The organism is Streptomyces sp. NPDC001549 (genome assembly GCF_042894025.1).
GTDB lineage: Bacteria > Actinomycetota > Actinomycetes > Streptomycetales > Streptomycetaceae > Streptomyces > Streptomyces kutzneri.
In genome coordinates this window covers 1-17,106 of record NZ_JBIAVJ010000003.1, presented here as the reverse complement: position 1 = coordinate 17,106, position 17,106 = coordinate 1, and the positions used below count along the sequence as shown (strand labels likewise).

The following is a 17,106-nucleotide window of genomic DNA, read 5'->3' as shown; positions in this document are numbered from 1 at the left end:
GAGCGAGTACCGAAGGAGCAGGCTGTGGGAAGACTGGAGAGACCACTGGCCCCCGATGCCGGACCAGTCACCGCGTTCGCCCGGGAGTTGCGCAGGCTGCGGACCGCGGCCGGCAGTCCCGGCTACCGCGACATGGCCACCCGTGCCATGTTCTCCGCGTCCGTGCTCTCCGACGCGGCCGCCGGCTACCGCCTCCCGACGCTTCAGGTGGCCCTCGCCTTCGCCGAGGCCTGCGGCGGTGACCGCGCCACCTGGGAGCGCCGCTGGCACGAGGCGGCACGGGCCGACGGGGACGACGGAACCGCCCGTCCGGCGGTCAAAGCCGTGCAGCAGCACCAGGAGAACGAGCTGCGCGCGGCCGACGTACGCGCCGTGCTGCCGCCCCCGTCACAGCTGCCGATGGAGGCTCATCCCCTGGTGGGACGGCGTGAGCTGCTCCAGCGGGCCCGGGCCCTGACCGCCCCCTCGTACGGCGGGCAGCGCCCCGCGGCGCCGTTGGTGATCAGCGGTCAGGTGGGCGTGGGCAAGACGGCCTTCGCCCTGCGGCTCGCCCACGAACTGGCCGTGAACCTGCCCGACGGGCAGCTCTACGCGAACCTCGACCCGGCCGCGGACGGACGTAAGGACGCCGCCGGAATCGCGGGCGGCTTCCTGGAGGCGCTCGGTATCCCCACCGACCGGATCCCGAACGATCCCGGTCAGAGAATTGGCCTGTATCGATCGCTCCTGAACCGGCGGCGGCTGCTCGTGGTCCTGGACGGCGTCCAGCACGAGCGGCAGATCCGGGAACTTCTCATCGCGGCGCCCGAGAGCCGCATCATCATCACCAGCCGGTCGCGGCTACTGGGCCTCGACGGAATTGGCCGGATCCGGCTCCCCGCACTGGACCGTGACGAGTCGATGGAGCTGCTCGCGCAGCTTCTCGGCGGCGACCGGGTCGGTACCGAGCCGCGCGCCTGCCTGCGCCTCGCCGACGCCTGCGGGGACCTGCCGCTGGCGCTCAACCTGGCCGGCCGGCGCATCGCGGCCCGCCCCGAGTGGATGCTCCAGGACTCCGTGTCCGAGCTGCTCGGGGACGGGCCGGGCGGACCGGGCGGACCGGGCGGCCAGGACGGGCGCGGCGGGCAGCGGTCACCCGGCCGCTTCCTGGGCCGGCTGCAGATCGGGGACGACGCGCTGAGCAACCGCCTCGACAGCGCCTACCGGCTGCTGACCCCGTGGGCGCGGCTGATGCTGCGCCAGTTCGCCGGCTCCGACAACCCGCCCTCCGTGGACAACGTGGTGTACGAGTCCGCGGACGCGCTCGCCATGCTGGTCGAGCGGTCCGCGCAACCGGTGGAGGACCTCCTCGAACGGCTCCTCGACGCGGGGCTGCTCGACCACTCCGACCTGCCGGGGCAGTACGGGCTGACGCCGATGGCCCGGGCGTACGCGCTGACGCAGCCGGACCCCACGGAGGAGGACCCCGCGTCCGCGTCCGCGCCCGCGGCGGCGCGGGGCCAGGCGCACGCGCGGCAGTCGGGGTAGGCCCGGCCCGAGGGGTGCCTTGCCGGTCAGGCCGCGTGGGTGATCGTGACGTAGAGGTGCTCGTCGAGGATCTTGGCGAGGGACACCCCGGGCCGGCCGATCCCGGCGCACAGGGCCGCCTCGCCCTGACCGCCGCCCTCCTCCAGCGCGGCACGCGCCCAGCTCCGGCCTAGCTCCAGGTGGCGGGCGAAGGCGGCCCCGTCCCGGACGCCGTGCAGCCGCTGCGCGATGGCCGCGTCCCACGGCATGACCGAGTCGGGCCGCAGTGCGTACAGCGTCTTGGCCGCGGCGGTCGGGCCGAGGCTGCGGCGGCCGATCGGCAGCGCCGCCAGCTCCTCGTAGGCGGCCGCGAACCGGGAGATCTCCCGTGGGGTGAGCCGGGCCAGCGGGGCGTGCGCCAGGGTGTGCCGCTCCCACCATGCGGCGAGCCCCGCGCCGAAGGTGTCGGGTTCGCCCTCGCGCGGGTAACGGATGCGGCAGCCCCAGGAGTTCAGCCAGCGGTGCAGGGCCGTACGGTGCGCGGCGAGCGAGAGGTCGAGGGCGTGGCCGGTCTCCTCGCGCAGCGCCTGCCAGCTTCGGTCCACGCCCGCGAACCCGTTGAACACCTCGGCCGAGGAACGCAGTTCGGCCAGGGACGGTGCGGGCGGGAGCGGCGGCGCGGCCGGCGGATCCAGGTGGGCGCGGGCGACCTTCGCGGGCACCACCATCCGCCAGGCCTCGGTGACCAGCTCCGTCAGCTCGTTCCGGTCCAGGGCCCCGAGGTGGGCCTCGACCCAGTTGAAGCGGAGATCGGACTCCCGGGGCAGGAAGAACTTCTCCGGTTCGGCAGCCACCAGCGCCGCCCGCTCCTCCTTGGGGAAGGCGAAGCCCAGTTCGCTCTCGTCCCGGGACAGGGCGAGATAGACGATGCTGCCGATCCGGAACTTCACCCGGTCCCGGATCAGGTGCTCCTCGGTCCGCGGCAGGCCCATCGCGAGCCGCCGTACCTCGTCCACCGTTGCCACGGCCCGCTCCTTGCGCATCCGGCCGCCGCTCACAGTCCCGCGAGCTGCGGGGTGTGGACGTCCAGCGGTGGCCCGTCGAGCGCACCGAGGCCGATCAGCGACGGAGTCCTGCCGATCAGCCGGTCGGCCAGCGACCGCGCGATGAGCGGCGCGAACTTGAAGGATGTGCCACCGCAGGCCGCGTACGCGAATCCCGCGCCGCCCAGGGCGACCAGCAGCGGTCCGCCGGTCGGCGAGAAGGCCGAGTAGTAGGCGTCCTTGGCCGCGGTGACCCAGGCCGGGCCGAAGCCGGGGAGGATGTCCCCGAACTCCTTCTCCAGCCTGCGCTGCCAGTACGGGTCGGTGGCGTAGTCGCTGATCGCGTCCACCACCCGGCAGGCGGTGGCCGAGGTCAGTTTGAGGGCCGTGCCCGCCACCGGCGGGATCAGCCAGGCTCCGCCGGCGGTGCCGAGGGCCGGTATGGCCGGAGTGGCCGCCCAGGCCTGCGACTGGTGCCGGGGCACCCGGCAGTAGAGGAGGGACTGCCGGTACAGGGTCAGCCGCTCGGAGATGCTCTGCGGCAGCAGGTCCCGGGACCAGGGGCCCACGGCCACCAGGACCGCGTCGCTGCGCAGCACCCGCCCGTCCACCAGCCGTACGCTGCCGCTCTCGCCGTCGACGGCGGTCACGGCCCGGTGCTCGATCAGCTCGATGCCCCGCTGCCACTTCAGCCAGCCGACGCAGGCGGCGAGGACCCGTTCGGCGAGCAGTACGCCCGCCTCGTCCTCCAGTACCGCGCCGAGGCCGCCGCCCACGTGCAGGTGCGGATAGCGGTCGGCCAGGCCGGCCGCCGTCAGTTCCCTGGCGTGGCCGCCGGCGTCGGCGAGCATCGCCGCCGCGTCCGTCGCGGCCGCGGGCGGCAGGACGGTGAGGGAGCCGACCTGCTCGTAGAACCGCGTCAGGAACAGTTCCTCCAGTTCGACCCAGCGGCGGTGCGCACGCAGTGCGGCCGCCGTGGTCCGCGGGTCCGCCGGGTGCAGGGCCCGCAGGATCCGGTGCTGGTCGAAAGAGGTGGCTCTGCTGTGCGGGATGGGGCCCTGGTCCACGACCGTGACCTGGTGTCCGTCGAGCACGCACTCGACCGCCGTGAGCAGGGCGATCACTCCGCCGCCCACTACCGTCACCCTCGTCGACATCACACACCTCCCTTCAGTTTTCGTTGAGCCGACGGGTCAGCTGTCGAGGACGATCGTGGTCAGGGCGGCCGCCTTGGCGAGGGACTCCTCGCAGCTCAGGAGGTCCTCTCCGGCGCAGATCAGGTTGGCGTACCGGCTGAGGTAGCCCGCGGGCGGCAGCAGCAGCGTCACCCCGGGCGCCACCATCACGTTCGTCTCCAGCAGCCCCGGTACGTCCGAGGGGGCGGGTACGTCGACCGAACGGACCGTGCCGTTCTCCGGCGGGTACAGGAAGCGGATCCCCACGGTGCGGGACTCGGCCGGGGTCCACGCGGGGCGGACGCCGGCGGCCACTTCGGCGGCCAGCTCGCCGGGCTCCACGCCGGTGGCGAGGCTGCCGAGGTAGGGGATGAGGTCGCCGCCGAGGCGGGCGTTCACCTCGATGATCACCGGGCCGCGGGTGGTGAGCTTCACCTCCGTGTGCGTGATCCCGTAGCCGATGCCCAGTTCCCGGTGGGCGTCCCGGAGGATGCCCAGCAGTTCCTCGTCGGCGAGCAGCGGGTCGGTGGCGCTGACCACGTGGCCGGTCTCCTCGAAGTAGGGCGCGAGGCCCACTTCCTTGTGCGCGAGGAAGAGCGGGGTCCAGTCGCCGTCGAAGACCACTCCGTCGATGCTGATCTCGGGGCCCATGACGCACTCCTCGACCAGCACCCCGCCCTCGTAGTCGCTGTTCCCGCCGTGGCTGGCGGCGTCGGCGACCTCGAAGGCCGCACGGATCCCGTCCGGGCCGTCGACCCGGATGACGCCGATGCTCGCGCCCATGCCGCGGGGCTTGAGGACGACCGGGTAGCCGAAGGAATCGGCCGTGGCGAGGGCCGTCTCCGCGTCGGTCACGTAGGCGAAGTGCGGCTGGGGCAGTCCGGCGGCGGTCAGCAGCTGCCGGGTGTTGTGCTTGTTGCGGCAGTTGTCGGCACCGCGGGAGGTCAGGCCCGGCAGTCCGAGCCGCTCGGCTATCAGGGCCGTGGTCACCACGAGCGTCTCGTCGTAGCTGAACACACCGACCACGCGGTGCTCGGCGGCCACCGCCTCGGCGGCCTTGACCAGGCCCTCCGTGTCGGGCACCAGGCGTTCGCGGTCGAGCAGTTCCACCGTGGTGGAGCCCAGCACGTACTGCTCCTGCCAGGTCGGATCCACCGCGTCCAGGATCCAGATCGGGCGGCGGCGGGCGGCGCCGGCGAGCAGGTACTCGCGGTAGGCGCGCTGTCCGCTGCCGACCAGGATCACCACGCCGTCATCGGTCGGGCTGGTGTCATCGGTCATCTTCGTCACCTCGCGGAGTGGGTCAGGACCCGGTCGCCGGCCGTCGCGATCGCCGCCAGCTGCGGCTGGGCGATGGCCAGGTAGTCGGGGGTGGACAGGGCCACGGAGCGGTCCAGGCGGGCCGCGTTGAAATAGATCTCTTCGGTGAGGATCAGGCCCTCGTCGACGACGAGGTGGAGATCGGGGTGGAAGCTGAGCGGCATCACCGTGCCGCAGACGCTGCCGGCCAGTCGCTCGGCGATCTCGGGCGTGGCGAACGCCGTCCGCCCGCCGCCGAACAGGGCGCCGACCGCCTCCAGGTCGACCTGCCGGTCACCGGGAACCACCGCGAGGACGTACTTGCCGACCCGCTTGGTGATGCTCACGCGGACGACGATGCACTTGGCGGCCTGGTCCAGCGGGTGGCCGCGCAGGACGCTCGCCAGATCGGTCCGGCCCTCGGCCACATGGTCGATCAGCCGGTAGCGGGCCTGGTTGCCGTCGAGGAGGCCGATCAGCCGCTGGTACATCAGAGCACCTCGCCGACGTAGTGCCAGTCCTCGGGGTTGATCAGTCCGAAGGGGTTGATCGGAGCCACGCCCTTCAGGTTGTTGGCCACTTCCAGCAGGCGGAAGGGGAAGTTGGGCATCCAGATGACCGGGACCTGCTGCGCGATGTAGTCCTGGTAGGCGTAGAGGTCCTCCAGGTCGTCACTGACCACGGTGCGGGCGATCAGCTCGTCCGCCTTCGGGTCGCTGTAGCTGCCGAAGTTCACCGAGGAGCCGCTCGAGTAGAGCGCCTCGCCGGTCGGGTAGAAGCCGGGTCCGTAACCCCAGCCGCCGTTCCAGTCGCTGAACTCCCACAGGCAGGGGCTGTCGGGGCCCGGGGTGCAGGTGGTGTCCTCCAGGACCAGGACGCTCGCCTCGACCTCGGTCAGCACGATCTCGATGCCCGCCTCGGCGGCGTCGGCGGCGAACTTGCGCATGACCGCGGTCAGCGTCTCGTGCCCCTGGGCGTACCTCATCGAGAACCGCAGCGGGGTGCCGGCCGGGATGCCCTCGCCCGCCTCTCCGGGTCCGGTGCCCTCACGGACGCAGAGTGCCGGGGTGGTGCTGGTGTCCCAGCCGTTCCCGGTCAGGAGGGCGCGGGCCTTCGCGACGTCGAAGGGGTACGGGTCCTCGTGCGCGGCGGGTGAGAGCAGCGGGCTGTCCGGCAGGGCCGGGATGGGCCCGGTGGTCGGGTAGCCGTAGCCCTTGTAGACGTCGCGGATGGCGCCCCGGGAGTCGAGGCAGGATTGCAGTGCCTGGCGGAAGTAGAGCTGCTTGAAGATCTTTCCGGCGACGGTGGGGTTGTTGAAGTTGATCGGGAAGTAATGGATTTTGTAAGTGAGCTGGGGGACGAGGTCGTAGTGCTCGCCGAGCGGGTTGGGCCCGCCGGCCAGCAGGTCCTCGGCCGGCTCGGTGACCTCGTCGAAGGGCAGGAAGCCGATCTGCACACCGTCCAGGGCCTCGGGGCCGCGGCGGAGCATCTCGTACTGCTCGGTGTCCGAGCCGGTGGGGATCAGGCGGAACTCGTCAAGGTAGGGCTTGTTGGGGCCGGAGTAGGTCTCGTTGGGTACCAGGACGGCCTCGCCGGAGACGCCGTCGATCGTGTAACTGCTCAGCTTCCAGGGTCCGTTGACCACGCTCCAGACGGGGCTGGTGTCCCAGCTCTTGCGCTCGTCGTTGCAGGCCCGCAGATAGGCGTAGACCGCGGAGGCCTGGGCCGGGTCGTGGGTGGCGTCGGCGGGCCGGTCGCCGGCGGTGCGGTCCCAGGCCTTGGGCAGCGGGGTGATGGTGCTGAACTGGTTCATCAGCACCCAGTTGTGCGAGTAGGCGCGGTCGAAGGTGAAGCTGACCTTGTCCTCGGCGACCTTCTCGTAGCCGGTCAGGTTGTCCGGGAAGAAGCCCGGCGTGTAGCCGCCGAAGCTGTCCTTCTCGGCCTCCAGGAGGTGCATCCACAGCATCACGCCGTCGGCGCCGACCGTCTCGCCGTTCGACCACTTGTAGGGCTTGACCGTGATCGTCGCCGTGCGGCCGTCCTCGCTCCACTCGGGGGGCTCGGCGAGACTGCGCTCGTAGTCGACCGTCGGCTGGCCGCCGGTGCCGTACCAGTACAGCGGGCGGTACATCAGCGTCTGGAACTCGTGCAGGTTGGCCACCCCGTAGTACTCGCCCGGGGTGAAGGGGAAGATGAAGACCGGGCTGAAGCCGCTGGTGCAGGCCCAGGTCACGCTGCCCCCGCGGAGCGGGGTGGTGGGCGGGGTCATGTCCTTACCTCCTCCAGTGCGGATTCACCGCTGTCCGAGTGGGCTCCGTAGCGCTCCCAGCGCTCGTTGAGCCGGATCCGTCCGTCGTCCAGGAATTCGGGGGTGCTCCAGCACCGTCCTGCGACCACCTCGCCGTCCGCGAGGACCATCGTGTAGGCGAATTCGAGGTTCCCGTCGGGCTCCACGCGCCCGTTCAGCGAGCCCCTGCGGACGGGGCCTCCGTCGAAGTCGGCCCAGAGCAGGTCGCCGTCCTGGCGGTAGTGGCCGACGGGGGCGTCCTCGCCCGCCGGGTAACCGGTGTTGCGGAAACTTCTGCCGTCGTAATCGATCACGGGCGTCGTATCTCCTGAGTGATGCATTTGACCGCGCCACCGGCCTTCAGCAGTTCGGACATATCCACGCCGTGCACCTCGAAGCCGCGTTCGCGCAGCTCACCGATCAGGTGCGTGGCGGTCTCCGTCACCACCACGTTCAGTCCGTCGCTCACCGCGTTCAGACCGAAGGCATCGGCGTCCTCACGGGTGGCGAGGATCGCGTCCGGGTACAGCCGACGCAGCGCGTCCTGGCTCTCTTCGGAGAAGGCGGCGGGGTAGTACGCCACCAGGTCCTCGTCGAGGACGAACAGCGCGGTGTCGAGGTGGTAGAAGCGGGGGTCGGTCAGGGTCAGGCCGACCACCGGCAGGCCGAAGAACGCGCGGAGCTCCTCGTGCGCGCCGGGGTCGCTGCGGAATCCCGCGCCGGCCAGGATCCGCCGGCCGGCCGGGGCGAAGTCGCCCTCGCCCTCGTTGACGTACCGCGGGACGCGGATGTCGGTGTAGCCGCGGGCTTCGAACCAGGCCCGGTGGGCGTCGGCCTCGGCCGCCCGCTCCTGGTGGCGGAACCTGGCGATCAGCACCTTGCCGTCGACCACGGTGGCGCCGTTGGCGGAGAACACCATGTCCGGCAGGCCCGGGACCGGGTCGATGTAGGAGACCTCGTGTCCGAACCCGAGGTAGAGGTCCCGGATCCGCTCCCACTGGGCCAGCGCCAGGCCGGCGTCCATGGGCTTCCCGGGGTTCATCCACGGGTTGATCGCGTAGGTCACCTCGAAGTGGGTCGGCCGGCACATCAGGTAGTGCCGCCGGGTGGCCGTGCGCCGCGGGGCCTCAGCCATGCTCCGGCCTCATCTCGGTGCGGATGCGCCCGGCCGCGACGTGCGCGGTCGTCAGCGCCTCCGTCAGGGAGGTGCCGGTGGCACCGATGAAACCGAGGATGTTGTTGCCCGCCGGCGGGCGCTTGATGACGGTCCCCGCCGTGGCCGTGATCTTGAGGAAGAACAGCGCGGGGTCCTCGGCGACCTCGGTCGGCACCTCGATGGACTCGACCGTTCCCGCCCCGCTGATCAGGCACATCGCGGCGGTGTGCACACCCGTCGGCGCGTAGTGCGAGACGTCGGGCCGGATGCCGCGCGCCACGTCCGCCACGCACCGGATGGGGTCGTGGCCGGCGCTGATCCGCGCCATGTGGTCGAGACCGCCGCCGCCGGGACGGATCGCTATCTCCAGGATGAAGGGCTTGCCCTGGTGGAACCTCACCTCGGCGTGCAGCACGGACCGGCGCAGTCCCTGGGCGTGGGCCGCGTCCCGGACCACCTCGTGGACCGCGGCGATCTGCTCGGGGGTCAGGGAGCTCGGCGCGTGGTGGACGTCGTCGTCGAAGGTCCCGCTCTCGACGGTGATCCGGTCCACGATGGAGCCGAGGTACACCTCGTCGTCCCAGGCCAGCGCCTCGATGAGGTGTTCGTGGCCGTCGAGGTAGCCCTCGACGATGATCCCGTTCGGGCCGAGGTCCAGTCCGTCGGCCTCCATCAGGGCCCAGGTCATGGTCTCGATGCCCGAGGTGGCGTCCGCGAAGCGGGCCCGCATCTCCTCGGGGTCGTCGACCTTGAACACGAAGTTGCTGGCGGCGCCCAGGGTGGGCTTGAGGATCAGCGGGTAGCCGAGCTCCTCACCGGCCGTCAGGGCGGCCTCGGCGTCGGGGGCGTACCGGAAGCCGGGGTGCGCCGCGCTGCCGCGCTCGTGGGCCTGGCGCATCAGCAGCTTGTTTCGGCTGGTCCGGGCGGCTTCGAAACCGATGCTCGGCAGTCCGAGCGCCTCGGCGACGACCGCCACCGTGACGACCCCGGATTCCGAGAAGGTCAGGACCCCCTCGAACTCCTCCTCCGCGTGCCAGATCTTCGCGGCGGTGACGATGTCCTCGATCTGCTTGGAGCCGGCGATCCGGTAGCGCTCCGCGTCCCAGAAGTCCTCGGTTCCCATGCCGTTGAGTACGTGGACCTCGGCCCCGAGGGCCTCGATCTGCTGGTAGCGCGAGACGTAGTAGGTGGCGTTCTGGCTGGCCTCGATGGCGAGCAGCTTCATCGGTGCTTCTCCCCTCAGACCTTGGCCGGGACGGGCTCGGCGGCTTCGGCGGCCTCAGCGGCCTCGGCGACCGGCTCGGACACGATCTCGGCGGCGGCGGCAGCCTCGGCGGCGGCGACCTCGCGGTCGTGCTTGCGGAGCGAGATGACGGTGAGGGTGGCGATGACGACGACCAGGGCGGAGAGGGCGTAGAAGCCGTTCTTCACGTTGGTGGAATCGACCAGGAGCGAGATCAGGACGACGGCGGTGGTGCCGGCCGCGAGGCCGAAGGCGTTGGTGGCGCCGAAGACGAAGCCCGTCTTCTCCTCGGGTGCCGCGCTCATCAGGGCGGTGCGGGCCGAGATGCGGGCCACGCAGAAGGCGATGGCGGCGAAGGGGATGACGGCCATCATCGCGTAGAGGTGGACGGACTCCAGGGACAGGAGCACCGCGAAGGCGAGGTAGCCGATCAGGGCCGTCTTCAGCACGGTGGCCTTGGAGCTGATCTTCTTGAAGGCCCAGGCCGCGAACAGCGCACCGATGCCGAACAGGGCGTCGACGATGCCGAGGTAGCCGGCGTTGGACTTGAAGCCCTCGATCACCAGGACGAGCATGATGCTGTTGCCGACGATGATGACGATGTTGCCGATGATGTAGAGCAGCGCGAGACGGGCCAGCGGCGGGCGGGAGCCGGTCGCGGCGGCCTTGGCCGCGGCGGCGGCCTTGGCCGCGGCCTCCGGGGCGCTGGTGCCCTGGCCGGCCGGGCGGCGGCCGATGAAGAACAGCAGGACGGCGGAGAGCAGGAACGTGATCGCGTTGAAGTAGAAGAGCGACGTGGTGCCGACCCAGACGATCACCCAGCCGCCGAGGGCCGCCGAGGCGAGCGTGCCGCCCTGGATGGCGATCTCGGCGTTGCCGTTGAACTGGGCGAGCCGGGACTCCGGGATGCGCTCCTTGATCAGGGCGTTGCTGGCCGGGAAGAAGAGGGCCGCGGAGATCGACAGGACGAAGCTGGCGACGTAGCTGACGGTCGAGGGGTTACCGCCGAGGGCCAGCCAGACCGGCAGGGCGATCGCGGCGGCCGCGCTGGCCAGGTCGGAGACCATCGCCAGCGTACGGCGGTCGAAGCGGTCGGCGAGCTTGCCGAAGAAGAGGGACAGCGCCACCTGCGGGATGGTGACGGCGATCATCAGCCAGCTGACCGCGAGCATGGTGTTGGCCTCGGTGAAGACCAGGTACGAGGCGGCGGTGAGCTGGATGCCGTTGCCGAGGTTGGTGATGAAGGTCGCGGGGATGAGCAGTCGTTCTGCCCGATTGGGACGGGGCGGGGCGATCGTGGACACAGTGCTCCTCGGAGGTCAGGCTCGGATGTCGGCCGGCTCGGCCACGGGCGCGAAGGCCCCGACCGCGGTCGACAGGAGGGGGAGTCGCAGCGGAGCGACGGGGTCGGCCGGGAAGGCGCCGGCCGGCAGGCTCAGATCGGCGCCGGACCGCTCGGCACGGGCCGCGAGGTCGACGAGCAGCGGGGCGGCGCACGCGGTCAGCGTCCGGACGGCGAGGACCAGGTCGCCGAGGTCGCTCGGGACGCCCACCGCCACCCGGTCCGCCTGCTTCAGCAGCCGGTCGAGGTGTACGACGATCAGGTCCGCGGCCCGGTGGAGGCTGAAGCTCTCCAGCTCGTAGTGGGAGCGGAACCGCTCGACGACGATCCCCGCCTCCTGGGCACCGGTCGCCGAGACCGGCAGCAGCGCGTCCGCCGGAACGCCGGTGAGCAGCGCGTCCAGCCGGCCCGCGAGGTGGTTCCACGGATCGACCAGCCGGGAGCTCGACAGGCTGTCGAGCGCCTCACGGCTGAAGTTCGTCCGGGAGTGCTCCGGCGCCGTCAGCGCCAGGTAGAAGCGCACCAGGTCACGCGGTACCTCGGCCACCAGATCGGCGGCCCACACCACGTGGCCTTTGCTTGTGGAGAACTTCTGGTTCTCCAGTTCGTAGAACTCGTTCGACACGATGGCGTGCGGCTCGACGTACCGGTCGCCGTGCGCCATCAGCAGGGCCAGGTGCGTCATTCCCCAGAAGTAGACGTTGTCGAATCCGAGGAAGTACACGAGGTCGATGCCGTGCTCGGACAGCCAGTGCTCGTCGAAGCGGTCGGTGTGCTCACCGAGCTGCTCGGCCGCGTACCAGGTGCAGTACATCGAGGCGGCCATGCCCTCGGCCCAGGCGTTGAGGACCTGGCCCGGCGTCTCGGTGAACGGCGCCGGGATGCCCCACGCGGTCGGGTACGTGATCGGGAAGTCCGGCAGCGGGCGGTCCAGCGCCTCCCGGACGAGCTGCGCGGTGTGCGGGCGCAGCACGTCCCGGTGCCTGACGTAGTAGTCGGCGAGCCGGTCGCGGTACTCCTCCATCGGCAGCACGAGGATCTGCGCCTCGCGGTGCGTGACCACGGCGTCCGGGTCGACGGTGGAGCGCGGACGCAGCAGTTCGTCGAAGTTGTTGGGGTGGCCGCAGGACTCGCAGAGTCCGCCGCGGCTCTCCACGAGGCACACCGGGCAGTCGCCGGCGACCAGTCCCTCCATCAGGTACTCGCCGGTGGCCTCGACGTACGGCAGCAGCACCGTCTTGAGCCGGAAGGCCCCCTCGCTGTGGAGGTCGGTGACGAAGTCGATGACGGTCTGGCGGTAGCCCTTGTCGAAGGGGGCGAAGCCGTCGACGGAGACGCCGGCCGCCTCCAGGGTGGCGCGGATCTGTTTGGCGGAGCGCAGGGCCAGCTCCTCCGGGGTCAGACCGGCGCGGGCGGCGCTGGCCACCACGTAGGTCTGGCTGTCGTCGGTGCCGCTGGTGAAGATCACCGGCCGGTCCGACGCCCGCAGGTAGCGTGCGTACACGTCGCCCGCCAGGTAGGGGCCCGCCAGGTGCCCGGTGTGCAGGTCCCCGTTCGGGGTCGGCGGCGGCGCGATGATGACCGTACGGCGTGTCATGCCTGGGCTCCTTCGTGGCGAGCTGCGAACCGCTGTGTCATGTCGAGGTCCCACCAGACGCTGTACATCTCGAAGTCCTCGTCGGACTCGTTGATCACCCGGTGGTCGGAGCCCGGGGTGAAGTGCACGATGTCCCCGGTCGTGAAGGGCTTGCGGACGCCCTGCGACTCCAGGACGGCGGTGCCGGCGACGGCGATGAAGATCTCGTACTCGTGGTGGGCGTGGGCGGTCGATGCGGTGCCGGGGCGGATCACGCACCAGGACCCCTCGAACGGGGCGTTGAGCTCGGGCCAGGGCAGCAGCCGCTGCGCGTCGAGGCCGTTCTCGTGCGTCAGTCCTTCGCGGTCGAGTGGCTGGGTGAGCATGTGCTTCGGTCTCTCCTCGTCAGGCGGGTACGGCTCGTGAGGGGTGCGCGGGTCTCAGACCGCGCCGGCGAACGCGAGCTCACGCGGGGCCGGGGCCTCCGCGGAACGGTTCCGGCGGTGCGCCAGGATGTCCTGGGTGATCTCGGCGGAGCGGCCCGCGAGCACGCTGAGCAGCGAGTCGGCGATGCCGTGGGTGGCCTCGTTGACGCCCTGCAGGTAGCAGGCGGCGGTCGCGGGGCGGCCGAGGTCGAGCCGGTAGCTGCGGCTCACGTTGATCTCCTCGACACCGATCGACTCCGCGAGGGCCTTGACCGCCCACGGCATCTCGCGGACGAAGCCGGTGCCCAGGAGCACCAGGTCCGTGCGCATCTCCCGCTCGGCGCCCGACTTGCGGTCGACGAGGGTCAGGACGACCTCGTCGCCGTCCATGCGGGCGCCGGTCACGTCCGTCATGGCGTGCATGCCCAGGCGCTCCTGGCCGGAGCGGCGGTCCTGGTAGAACTGCCGGTACAGGCCGTCGAGCGTGGCGGGGGAGAGACCGCCGTAGTTGGAGCGGTACATCTCGCCGAGCAGCTGCTGGCGGGCCTCCGGCGAGGAGCCGTAGAACTCGTCGATGAAGGACGTGTAGTAGAGCTCGTTGGTGAACTTGCTGCTCTCGTAGCCGTTCAGGCCGATGGAGCGCATGATCATCGTCGGCTTGCACTCGGGCAGGTCCCGCAGCGCGGCGCCGAACAGCTCGGCCGCGCTCTGCGCGCCGCCGATCACCGCGACGCGGTGCGGCAGGTCGGCCCGCACCTCGGCGATGCGCTGCGTGTACTGGGTGCTGTGGATGACGCGCTCGGCCGGCAGACCGTCGAACACGGCGGGGACGTGGGCGTCACGGCCCGCACCGATCACGAGGTAGCGGCAGCCGATGGTGTCGCCGTCGGCAAGGGTGACCAGCCAGCCGCCGACCTCGCCGTCGTCGCCCGTCACCGCCTCGACGCCGGCGCATTCGCGTCCGTATTCGACCCGCACCGTCTCCAGCTCGTTGGCGACCCACTGCAGGTACTCGGATATCTCACTGCGGTAAGGAACGAAACTCGCCAGGTTGACGAAAGCGTCGAGACGTTCCTGCGAGTGAAGGAAATTGACGAAGGAAAATCTGCTGCACGGATTGCGCATGGTGACCAGGTCCTTGAGGAAGGACACCTGGCTGAGCGCGTCGGGCAGCAGCATGCCGCGCTGCCACACGATGTCCTGCTCGCGCTCGATCAGCAGGGTGTCACCGGCCAGCTCGGGTGCGAGCTCCTCGACGGCGACCGCCAGCGCCAGGTTCGCCGGGCCTGCGCCGACTGCGAGCAGTTCGACATTGCGATGCGCCATGGAAGTACCTCCAGATGGAACAGGTGGACAGGTTCGTACGGTCAGGCAGGACGGGTTGCGTCCTTGCGTTGCCTCCCGGGTGATGACCACAGTCCACGGCAGCGGCCGATTGCCCGGAAGGCATCTCGGCCACGGACAATCAACTCGGCGGCGGCCCTCGCGGGCGGGTTGATTGGCCGGTGTTCCCGATTACTTCCGGTCAACTCCGAGCCCCATTTCCATGGGGTCTTGTGATCAGTTGCGTCACACGCATCCGGCTGGCCGAACCATCCCTCGGGCAGCCGGGCTTCCATCGAAACCCCATGAGAAGGAGCCCTCGTGCCGCTCACCGAGCCCATCACCCCTGCCGGCGCGCTCTACCGTTCCGAGAGCCCCACACGGGTCGCCACGCGCCGACGTCTGCTGATGTGCCGGCCCCGGCACTACGACGTCACGTACTCGATCAACCCGTGGATGAACCCGCAGCACGCCACGGACAACGCGCTCGCCGTCAGCCAGTGGGAGGGCCTGCGCGACCTGTACCTCGAACTCGGCCACGTGGTCGAGGAGATAGACCCCATCGAGGGCCTGCCCGACATGGTGTTCGCGGCCAACGGCGCCACCGTCGTCGACGGCAAGGTCTACGGGGCCCGGTTCCGGCACGCGGAGCGCACCGCCGAGGGGCCCGCGTACCTGCGGTGGCTGGAGGGCCGCGGCTACACGGACACGCTGTGGCCCGAGTTCGTCAACGAGGGCGAGGGTGACATCCTCACCGTCGGCCGGCGCCTGCTGGCCGGTACCGGCTTCCGCACGGACCCGCGGTCCCACGCGGAGGCGCAGGAGTTCTTCGGCCTCCCGGTCACCTCCCTGACCCTGGTGAACCCGGAGTACTACCACCTCGACACCGCGCTCTCGGTGCTGTCGGAGGACGAGGTCATGTACTACCCGGCCGCCTTCTCCCAGGGCAGCCAGGCCGTCCTGCGCGCCATGTTCCCCACGGCGATCCTGGCCACCGCCGAGGACGCGGCCGTCTTCGGCCTCAACGCCTTCTCCGACGGCCGCCACGTGCTGCTGCCCGCCGCGGCCACCGGCCTGCACGCCAAGCTGCGGGCGCGCGGCTTCGAGCCGATCGGGGTCGAGCTGTCCGAGCTGCTCAAGGCCGGCGGCAGCGTCAAGTGCTGCACGCTGGAACTGCGCGACCGCTGACCGCGCAACCCTTTCGGCGGCGACGGTGTTTCTACCGTCGCCGCACGGCCCTGGCGGTGGGCCGGGTCGTGACGAACGAAGATCATGACGAACGAAGGAGTCCCGCCATGCCGACCCCCGGTCCGCTCAGCGGTACCACCGCCACGGTGGCGATCCATCCCACGGCCCTGGGGCCGCTCGTGCTGGCGGCGACGGACGACGCGCTCGTGCTGTGCTGCTACGGCACCACCGGGGAAGCCGCGGAGCGCCTGGGCCGGGCCGGACTGCGCCCGGCCGGACCGGGGGAGGCGGGCGCACCGGGACACAAGGTCCTGGACGAGGCCCGGGAACAGATCGACGCGTACCTGGCCGGGACGCGCCGGGACTTCACCGTCGCGACGGACCTGCGGCTCGCCACCCCGTTCAGCCGGCGCACCAACCTGATGCTGGCCGAGTTCGTCCCGTACGGGCACACCTCGACCTACGCGGAGCTCGCCCGGGCGCTGGAGCGGCCCGGCGCCGCGCGTGCCGTCGGCACGGCGCTGGGAGCGAATCCGCTGTGCGTGGTGCTGCCCTGCCACCGGATCATCGGCTCCACGGGCAGTCTCAGCGGCTACGCGGGAGGGCTGGAGGCCAAGCGCCATCTGCTCGCCCTCGAAGCCGCGGCCGCGCCGGCCGCCTGAATCCGCCCTCCCCGCCGCAGAAAGCAGAGCATGTGAGCGCGTACGAGCCGTCCCAGCTCCCCGGCCTCGAACTGCCCGGCCCGGTCTTCACCCCACCCTCGCCCGGAACCCTCGACTGGGCGGGGCTGGCCGCGGAACTGAACACCGAGGGGGTGGCGGTGACCCCGCCGCTGCTGTCGGCCGGGCAGTGCGCGGAGCTGCGGGAGCTCTTCGACCACCCCACGGCCTTCCGCAGCACCGTGACCATGGCGCGGCACCGCTTCGGCGAGGGCCTCTACCGCTACTTCGCCTACCCGCTGCCCGAGCTCGTCCAGGACCTGAGGGAGCGGCTGTACCCGCCGCTCGCCCTGATCGCCAACGACTGGGCGCGGCGTCTGGGGCAGCCGGCCTTCGCCCCCGACCACGGGGGACTGGTCGAGGCGTGCGCGGCCGCCGGGCAGCACCGCCCGACCCCGCTCCTGCTCCGGTACGGGCGGGGCGGCTACAACTGCCTGCACCAGGACATCTACGGTGACCTCACCTTCCCGCTCCAGGTGGCGATCATGCTCGACCGCCCGGACGAGGACTTCACCGGCGGGGAGAGCGTGTTCGTCGAACAGCGCCCGCGCGCCCAGTCCCGCCCGCTCGTCAGACGGCCGGCCCAGGGCCAGGGCCTGATCTTCACGGTCGACCACCGCCCGGTGCGCTCGGTGCGCGGCTGGAGCCGGGTGACGCTGCGGCACGGCGTCAGCGCCGTCCTCAGCGGGCAGCGCCACGTGCTGGGCGTGATCTTCCACGACGCGCGCTAGTCTTCTGAGTCGGGAATTCTGTTCAGATAACTGGCGAGGCGTTCGAGGATCTCGTCTGCGGTCTTGGTCCAGACGTAGGGCTTGGGGTCGGTG

General features: G+C 71.0%; 16 protein-coding genes. 4 read left to right on the top strand and 12 right to left on the bottom strand.

Going from position 1 to position 17,106, the window contains the following annotated elements; translation table 11 throughout:
* Positions 1 to 24 precede the first annotated feature (24 nt).
* Entirely contained in the window at positions 25 to 1,527 is a 1,503-nt protein-coding gene (locus tag ACFY04_RS05350) for an NB-ARC domain-containing protein (protein ID WP_389114306.1), read from the top strand.
* Positions 1,528 to 1,553: 26 nt separating this feature from the next.
* On the opposite strand, the gene ACFY04_RS05345 is transcribed toward ACFY04_RS05350, so the two are convergent.
* The 12 genes from ACFY04_RS05345 to ACFY04_RS05290 are packed head-to-tail and all read right to left on the bottom strand — an operon-like array spanning position 1,554 to position 14,378.
* The gene (locus tag ACFY04_RS05345; protein ID WP_389114305.1) at positions 1,554 to 2,531 is read right to left on the bottom strand and encodes an MmcQ/YjbR family DNA-binding protein; all 978 of its coding nucleotides are present in this window, start codon (positions 2,529 to 2,531) and stop codon (positions 1,554 to 1,556) included.
* Positions 2,532 to 2,560: 29 nt separating this feature from the next.
* A complete protein-coding gene (locus tag ACFY04_RS05340) occupies positions 2,561 to 3,706 on the bottom strand; it encodes an NAD(P)/FAD-dependent oxidoreductase (protein WP_389114304.1) in 1,146 nt (381 codons plus the stop codon).
* Between the two features lie 36 nt (positions 3,707 to 3,742).
* Positions 3,743 to 5,005: an ATP-grasp domain-containing protein gene (locus ACFY04_RS05335; RefSeq protein WP_389114303.1), complete on the bottom strand. Its 1,263-nt coding sequence runs from the start codon at positions 5,003 to 5,005 to the stop codon at positions 3,743 to 3,745.
* Positions 5,006 to 5,010: 5 nt separating this feature from the next.
* On the bottom strand, positions 5,011 to 5,514 hold the full coding sequence (locus ACFY04_RS05330; RefSeq protein WP_389114302.1) for a YbaK/EbsC family protein: 504 nt from the start codon (positions 5,512 to 5,514) through the stop codon (positions 5,011 to 5,013).
* Positions 5,514 to 7,292 (bottom strand): ABC transporter substrate-binding protein, encoded by a 1,779-nt coding sequence (locus tag ACFY04_RS05325; protein WP_389114301.1) that lies wholly within the window; start codon positions 7,290 to 7,292, stop codon positions 5,514 to 5,516. Before ACFY04_RS05325 ends, ACFY04_RS05330 begins: the two co-directional genes overlap by 1 nt.
* A complete protein-coding gene (locus ACFY04_RS05320) occupies positions 7,289 to 7,624 on the bottom strand; it encodes a hypothetical protein (protein WP_189738075.1) in 336 nt (111 codons plus the stop codon). The genes ACFY04_RS05325 and ACFY04_RS05320 overlap by 4 nt, the downstream gene beginning before the upstream one ends.
* Positions 7,621 to 8,445, bottom strand: a complete 825-nt coding sequence (gene ddaH, locus ACFY04_RS05315) for a dimethylargininase (protein WP_389114300.1) — start codon at positions 8,443 to 8,445, stop codon at positions 7,621 to 7,623. The genes ACFY04_RS05320 and ddaH (ACFY04_RS05315) overlap by 4 nt, the downstream gene beginning before the upstream one ends.
* Positions 8,438 to 9,691 (bottom strand): ATP-grasp domain-containing protein, encoded by a 1,254-nt coding sequence (locus ACFY04_RS05310; protein WP_389114299.1) that lies wholly within the window; start codon positions 9,689 to 9,691, stop codon positions 8,438 to 8,440. Before ACFY04_RS05310 ends, ddaH (ACFY04_RS05315) begins: the two co-directional genes overlap by 8 nt.
* Before the next feature lie 14 nt (positions 9,692 to 9,705).
* Positions 9,706 to 11,013, bottom strand: coding sequence for an MFS transporter (locus ACFY04_RS05305; protein ID WP_389114298.1), 1,308 nt, complete (start codon positions 11,011 to 11,013; stop codon positions 9,706 to 9,708).
* Positions 11,014 to 11,028: 15 nt separating this feature from the next.
* Positions 11,029 to 12,648, bottom strand: a complete 1,620-nt coding sequence (locus ACFY04_RS05300; RefSeq protein WP_389114297.1) for a class I tRNA ligase family protein — start codon at positions 12,646 to 12,648, stop codon at positions 11,029 to 11,031.
* The gene (locus ACFY04_RS05295; RefSeq protein WP_030714028.1) at positions 12,645 to 13,013 is read right to left on the bottom strand and encodes a cupin domain-containing protein; all 369 of its coding nucleotides are present in this window, start codon (positions 13,011 to 13,013) and stop codon (positions 12,645 to 12,647) included. The genes ACFY04_RS05300 and ACFY04_RS05295 overlap by 4 nt, the downstream gene beginning before the upstream one ends.
* A 54-nt stretch (positions 13,014 to 13,067) precedes the next feature.
* Positions 13,068 to 14,378 carry a SidA/IucD/PvdA family monooxygenase gene (locus ACFY04_RS05290; protein ID WP_389114296.1) on the bottom strand — a complete coding sequence of 437 codons (1,311 nt, stop codon included), beginning with the start codon at positions 14,376 to 14,378 and terminating at the stop codon, positions 13,068 to 13,070.
* Positions 14,379 to 14,696: 318 nt separating this feature from the next.
* Here ACFY04_RS05290 and ddaH (ACFY04_RS05285) point away from each other — a divergent pair, with 318 nt between their 5' ends.
* From ddaH (ACFY04_RS05285) to ACFY04_RS05275, 3 genes are all read left to right on the top strand, one after another.
* Positions 14,697 to 15,563 (top strand): dimethylargininase, encoded by an 867-nt coding sequence (gene ddaH / locus ACFY04_RS05285; protein ID WP_030008802.1) that lies wholly within the window; start codon positions 14,697 to 14,699, stop codon positions 15,561 to 15,563.
* Between the two features lie 107 nt (positions 15,564 to 15,670).
* The gene (locus ACFY04_RS05280) at positions 15,671 to 16,225 is read left to right on the top strand and encodes a methylated-DNA--[protein]-cysteine S-methyltransferase (protein ID WP_389114295.1); all 555 of its coding nucleotides are present in this window, start codon (positions 15,671 to 15,673) and stop codon (positions 16,223 to 16,225) included.
* Positions 16,226 to 16,257: 32 nt separating this feature from the next.
* A complete protein-coding gene (locus tag ACFY04_RS05275; protein ID WP_389114294.1) occupies positions 16,258 to 17,013 on the top strand; it encodes a 2OG-Fe(II) oxygenase in 756 nt (251 codons plus the stop codon).
* Positions 17,014 to 17,106 lie beyond the last annotated feature (93 nt).

Coding starts and splice junctions, on each gene's coding strand:
- ACFY04_RS05300 (WP_389114297.1), bottom strand. CDS start 12,648: ATGACACGCCGTACGGTCATCATCGCGCCGCCGCCGACCCCGAACGGG.
- ACFY04_RS05330 (WP_389114302.1), bottom strand. CDS start 5,514: ATGTACCAGCGGCTGATCGGCCTCCTCGACGGCAACCAGGCCCGCTAC.
- ACFY04_RS05340 (WP_389114304.1), bottom strand. CDS start 3,706: ATGTCGACGAGGGTGACGGTAGTGGGCGGCGGAGTGATCGCCCTGCTC.
- ddaH (WP_389114300.1), bottom strand. CDS start 8,445: ATGGCTGAGGCCCCGCGGCGCACGGCCACCCGGCGGCACTACCTGATG.
- ACFY04_RS05280 (WP_389114295.1), top strand. CDS start 15,671: ATGCCGACCCCCGGTCCGCTCAGCGGTACCACCGCCACGGTGGCGATC.
- ACFY04_RS05310 (WP_389114299.1), bottom strand. CDS start 9,691: ATGAAGCTGCTCGCCATCGAGGCCAGCCAGAACGCCACCTACTACGTC.
- ACFY04_RS05290 (WP_389114296.1), bottom strand. CDS start 14,378: ATGGCGCATCGCAATGTCGAACTGCTCGCAGTCGGCGCAGGCCCGGCG.
- ACFY04_RS05325 (WP_389114301.1), bottom strand. CDS start 7,292: ATGACCCCGCCCACCACCCCGCTCCGCGGGGGCAGCGTGACCTGGGCC.
- ACFY04_RS05335 (WP_389114303.1), bottom strand. CDS start 5,005: ATGACCGATGACACCAGCCCGACCGATGACGGCGTGGTGATCCTGGTC.
- ACFY04_RS05295 (WP_030714028.1), bottom strand. CDS start 13,013: ATGCTCACCCAGCCACTCGACCGCGAAGGACTGACGCACGAGAACGGC.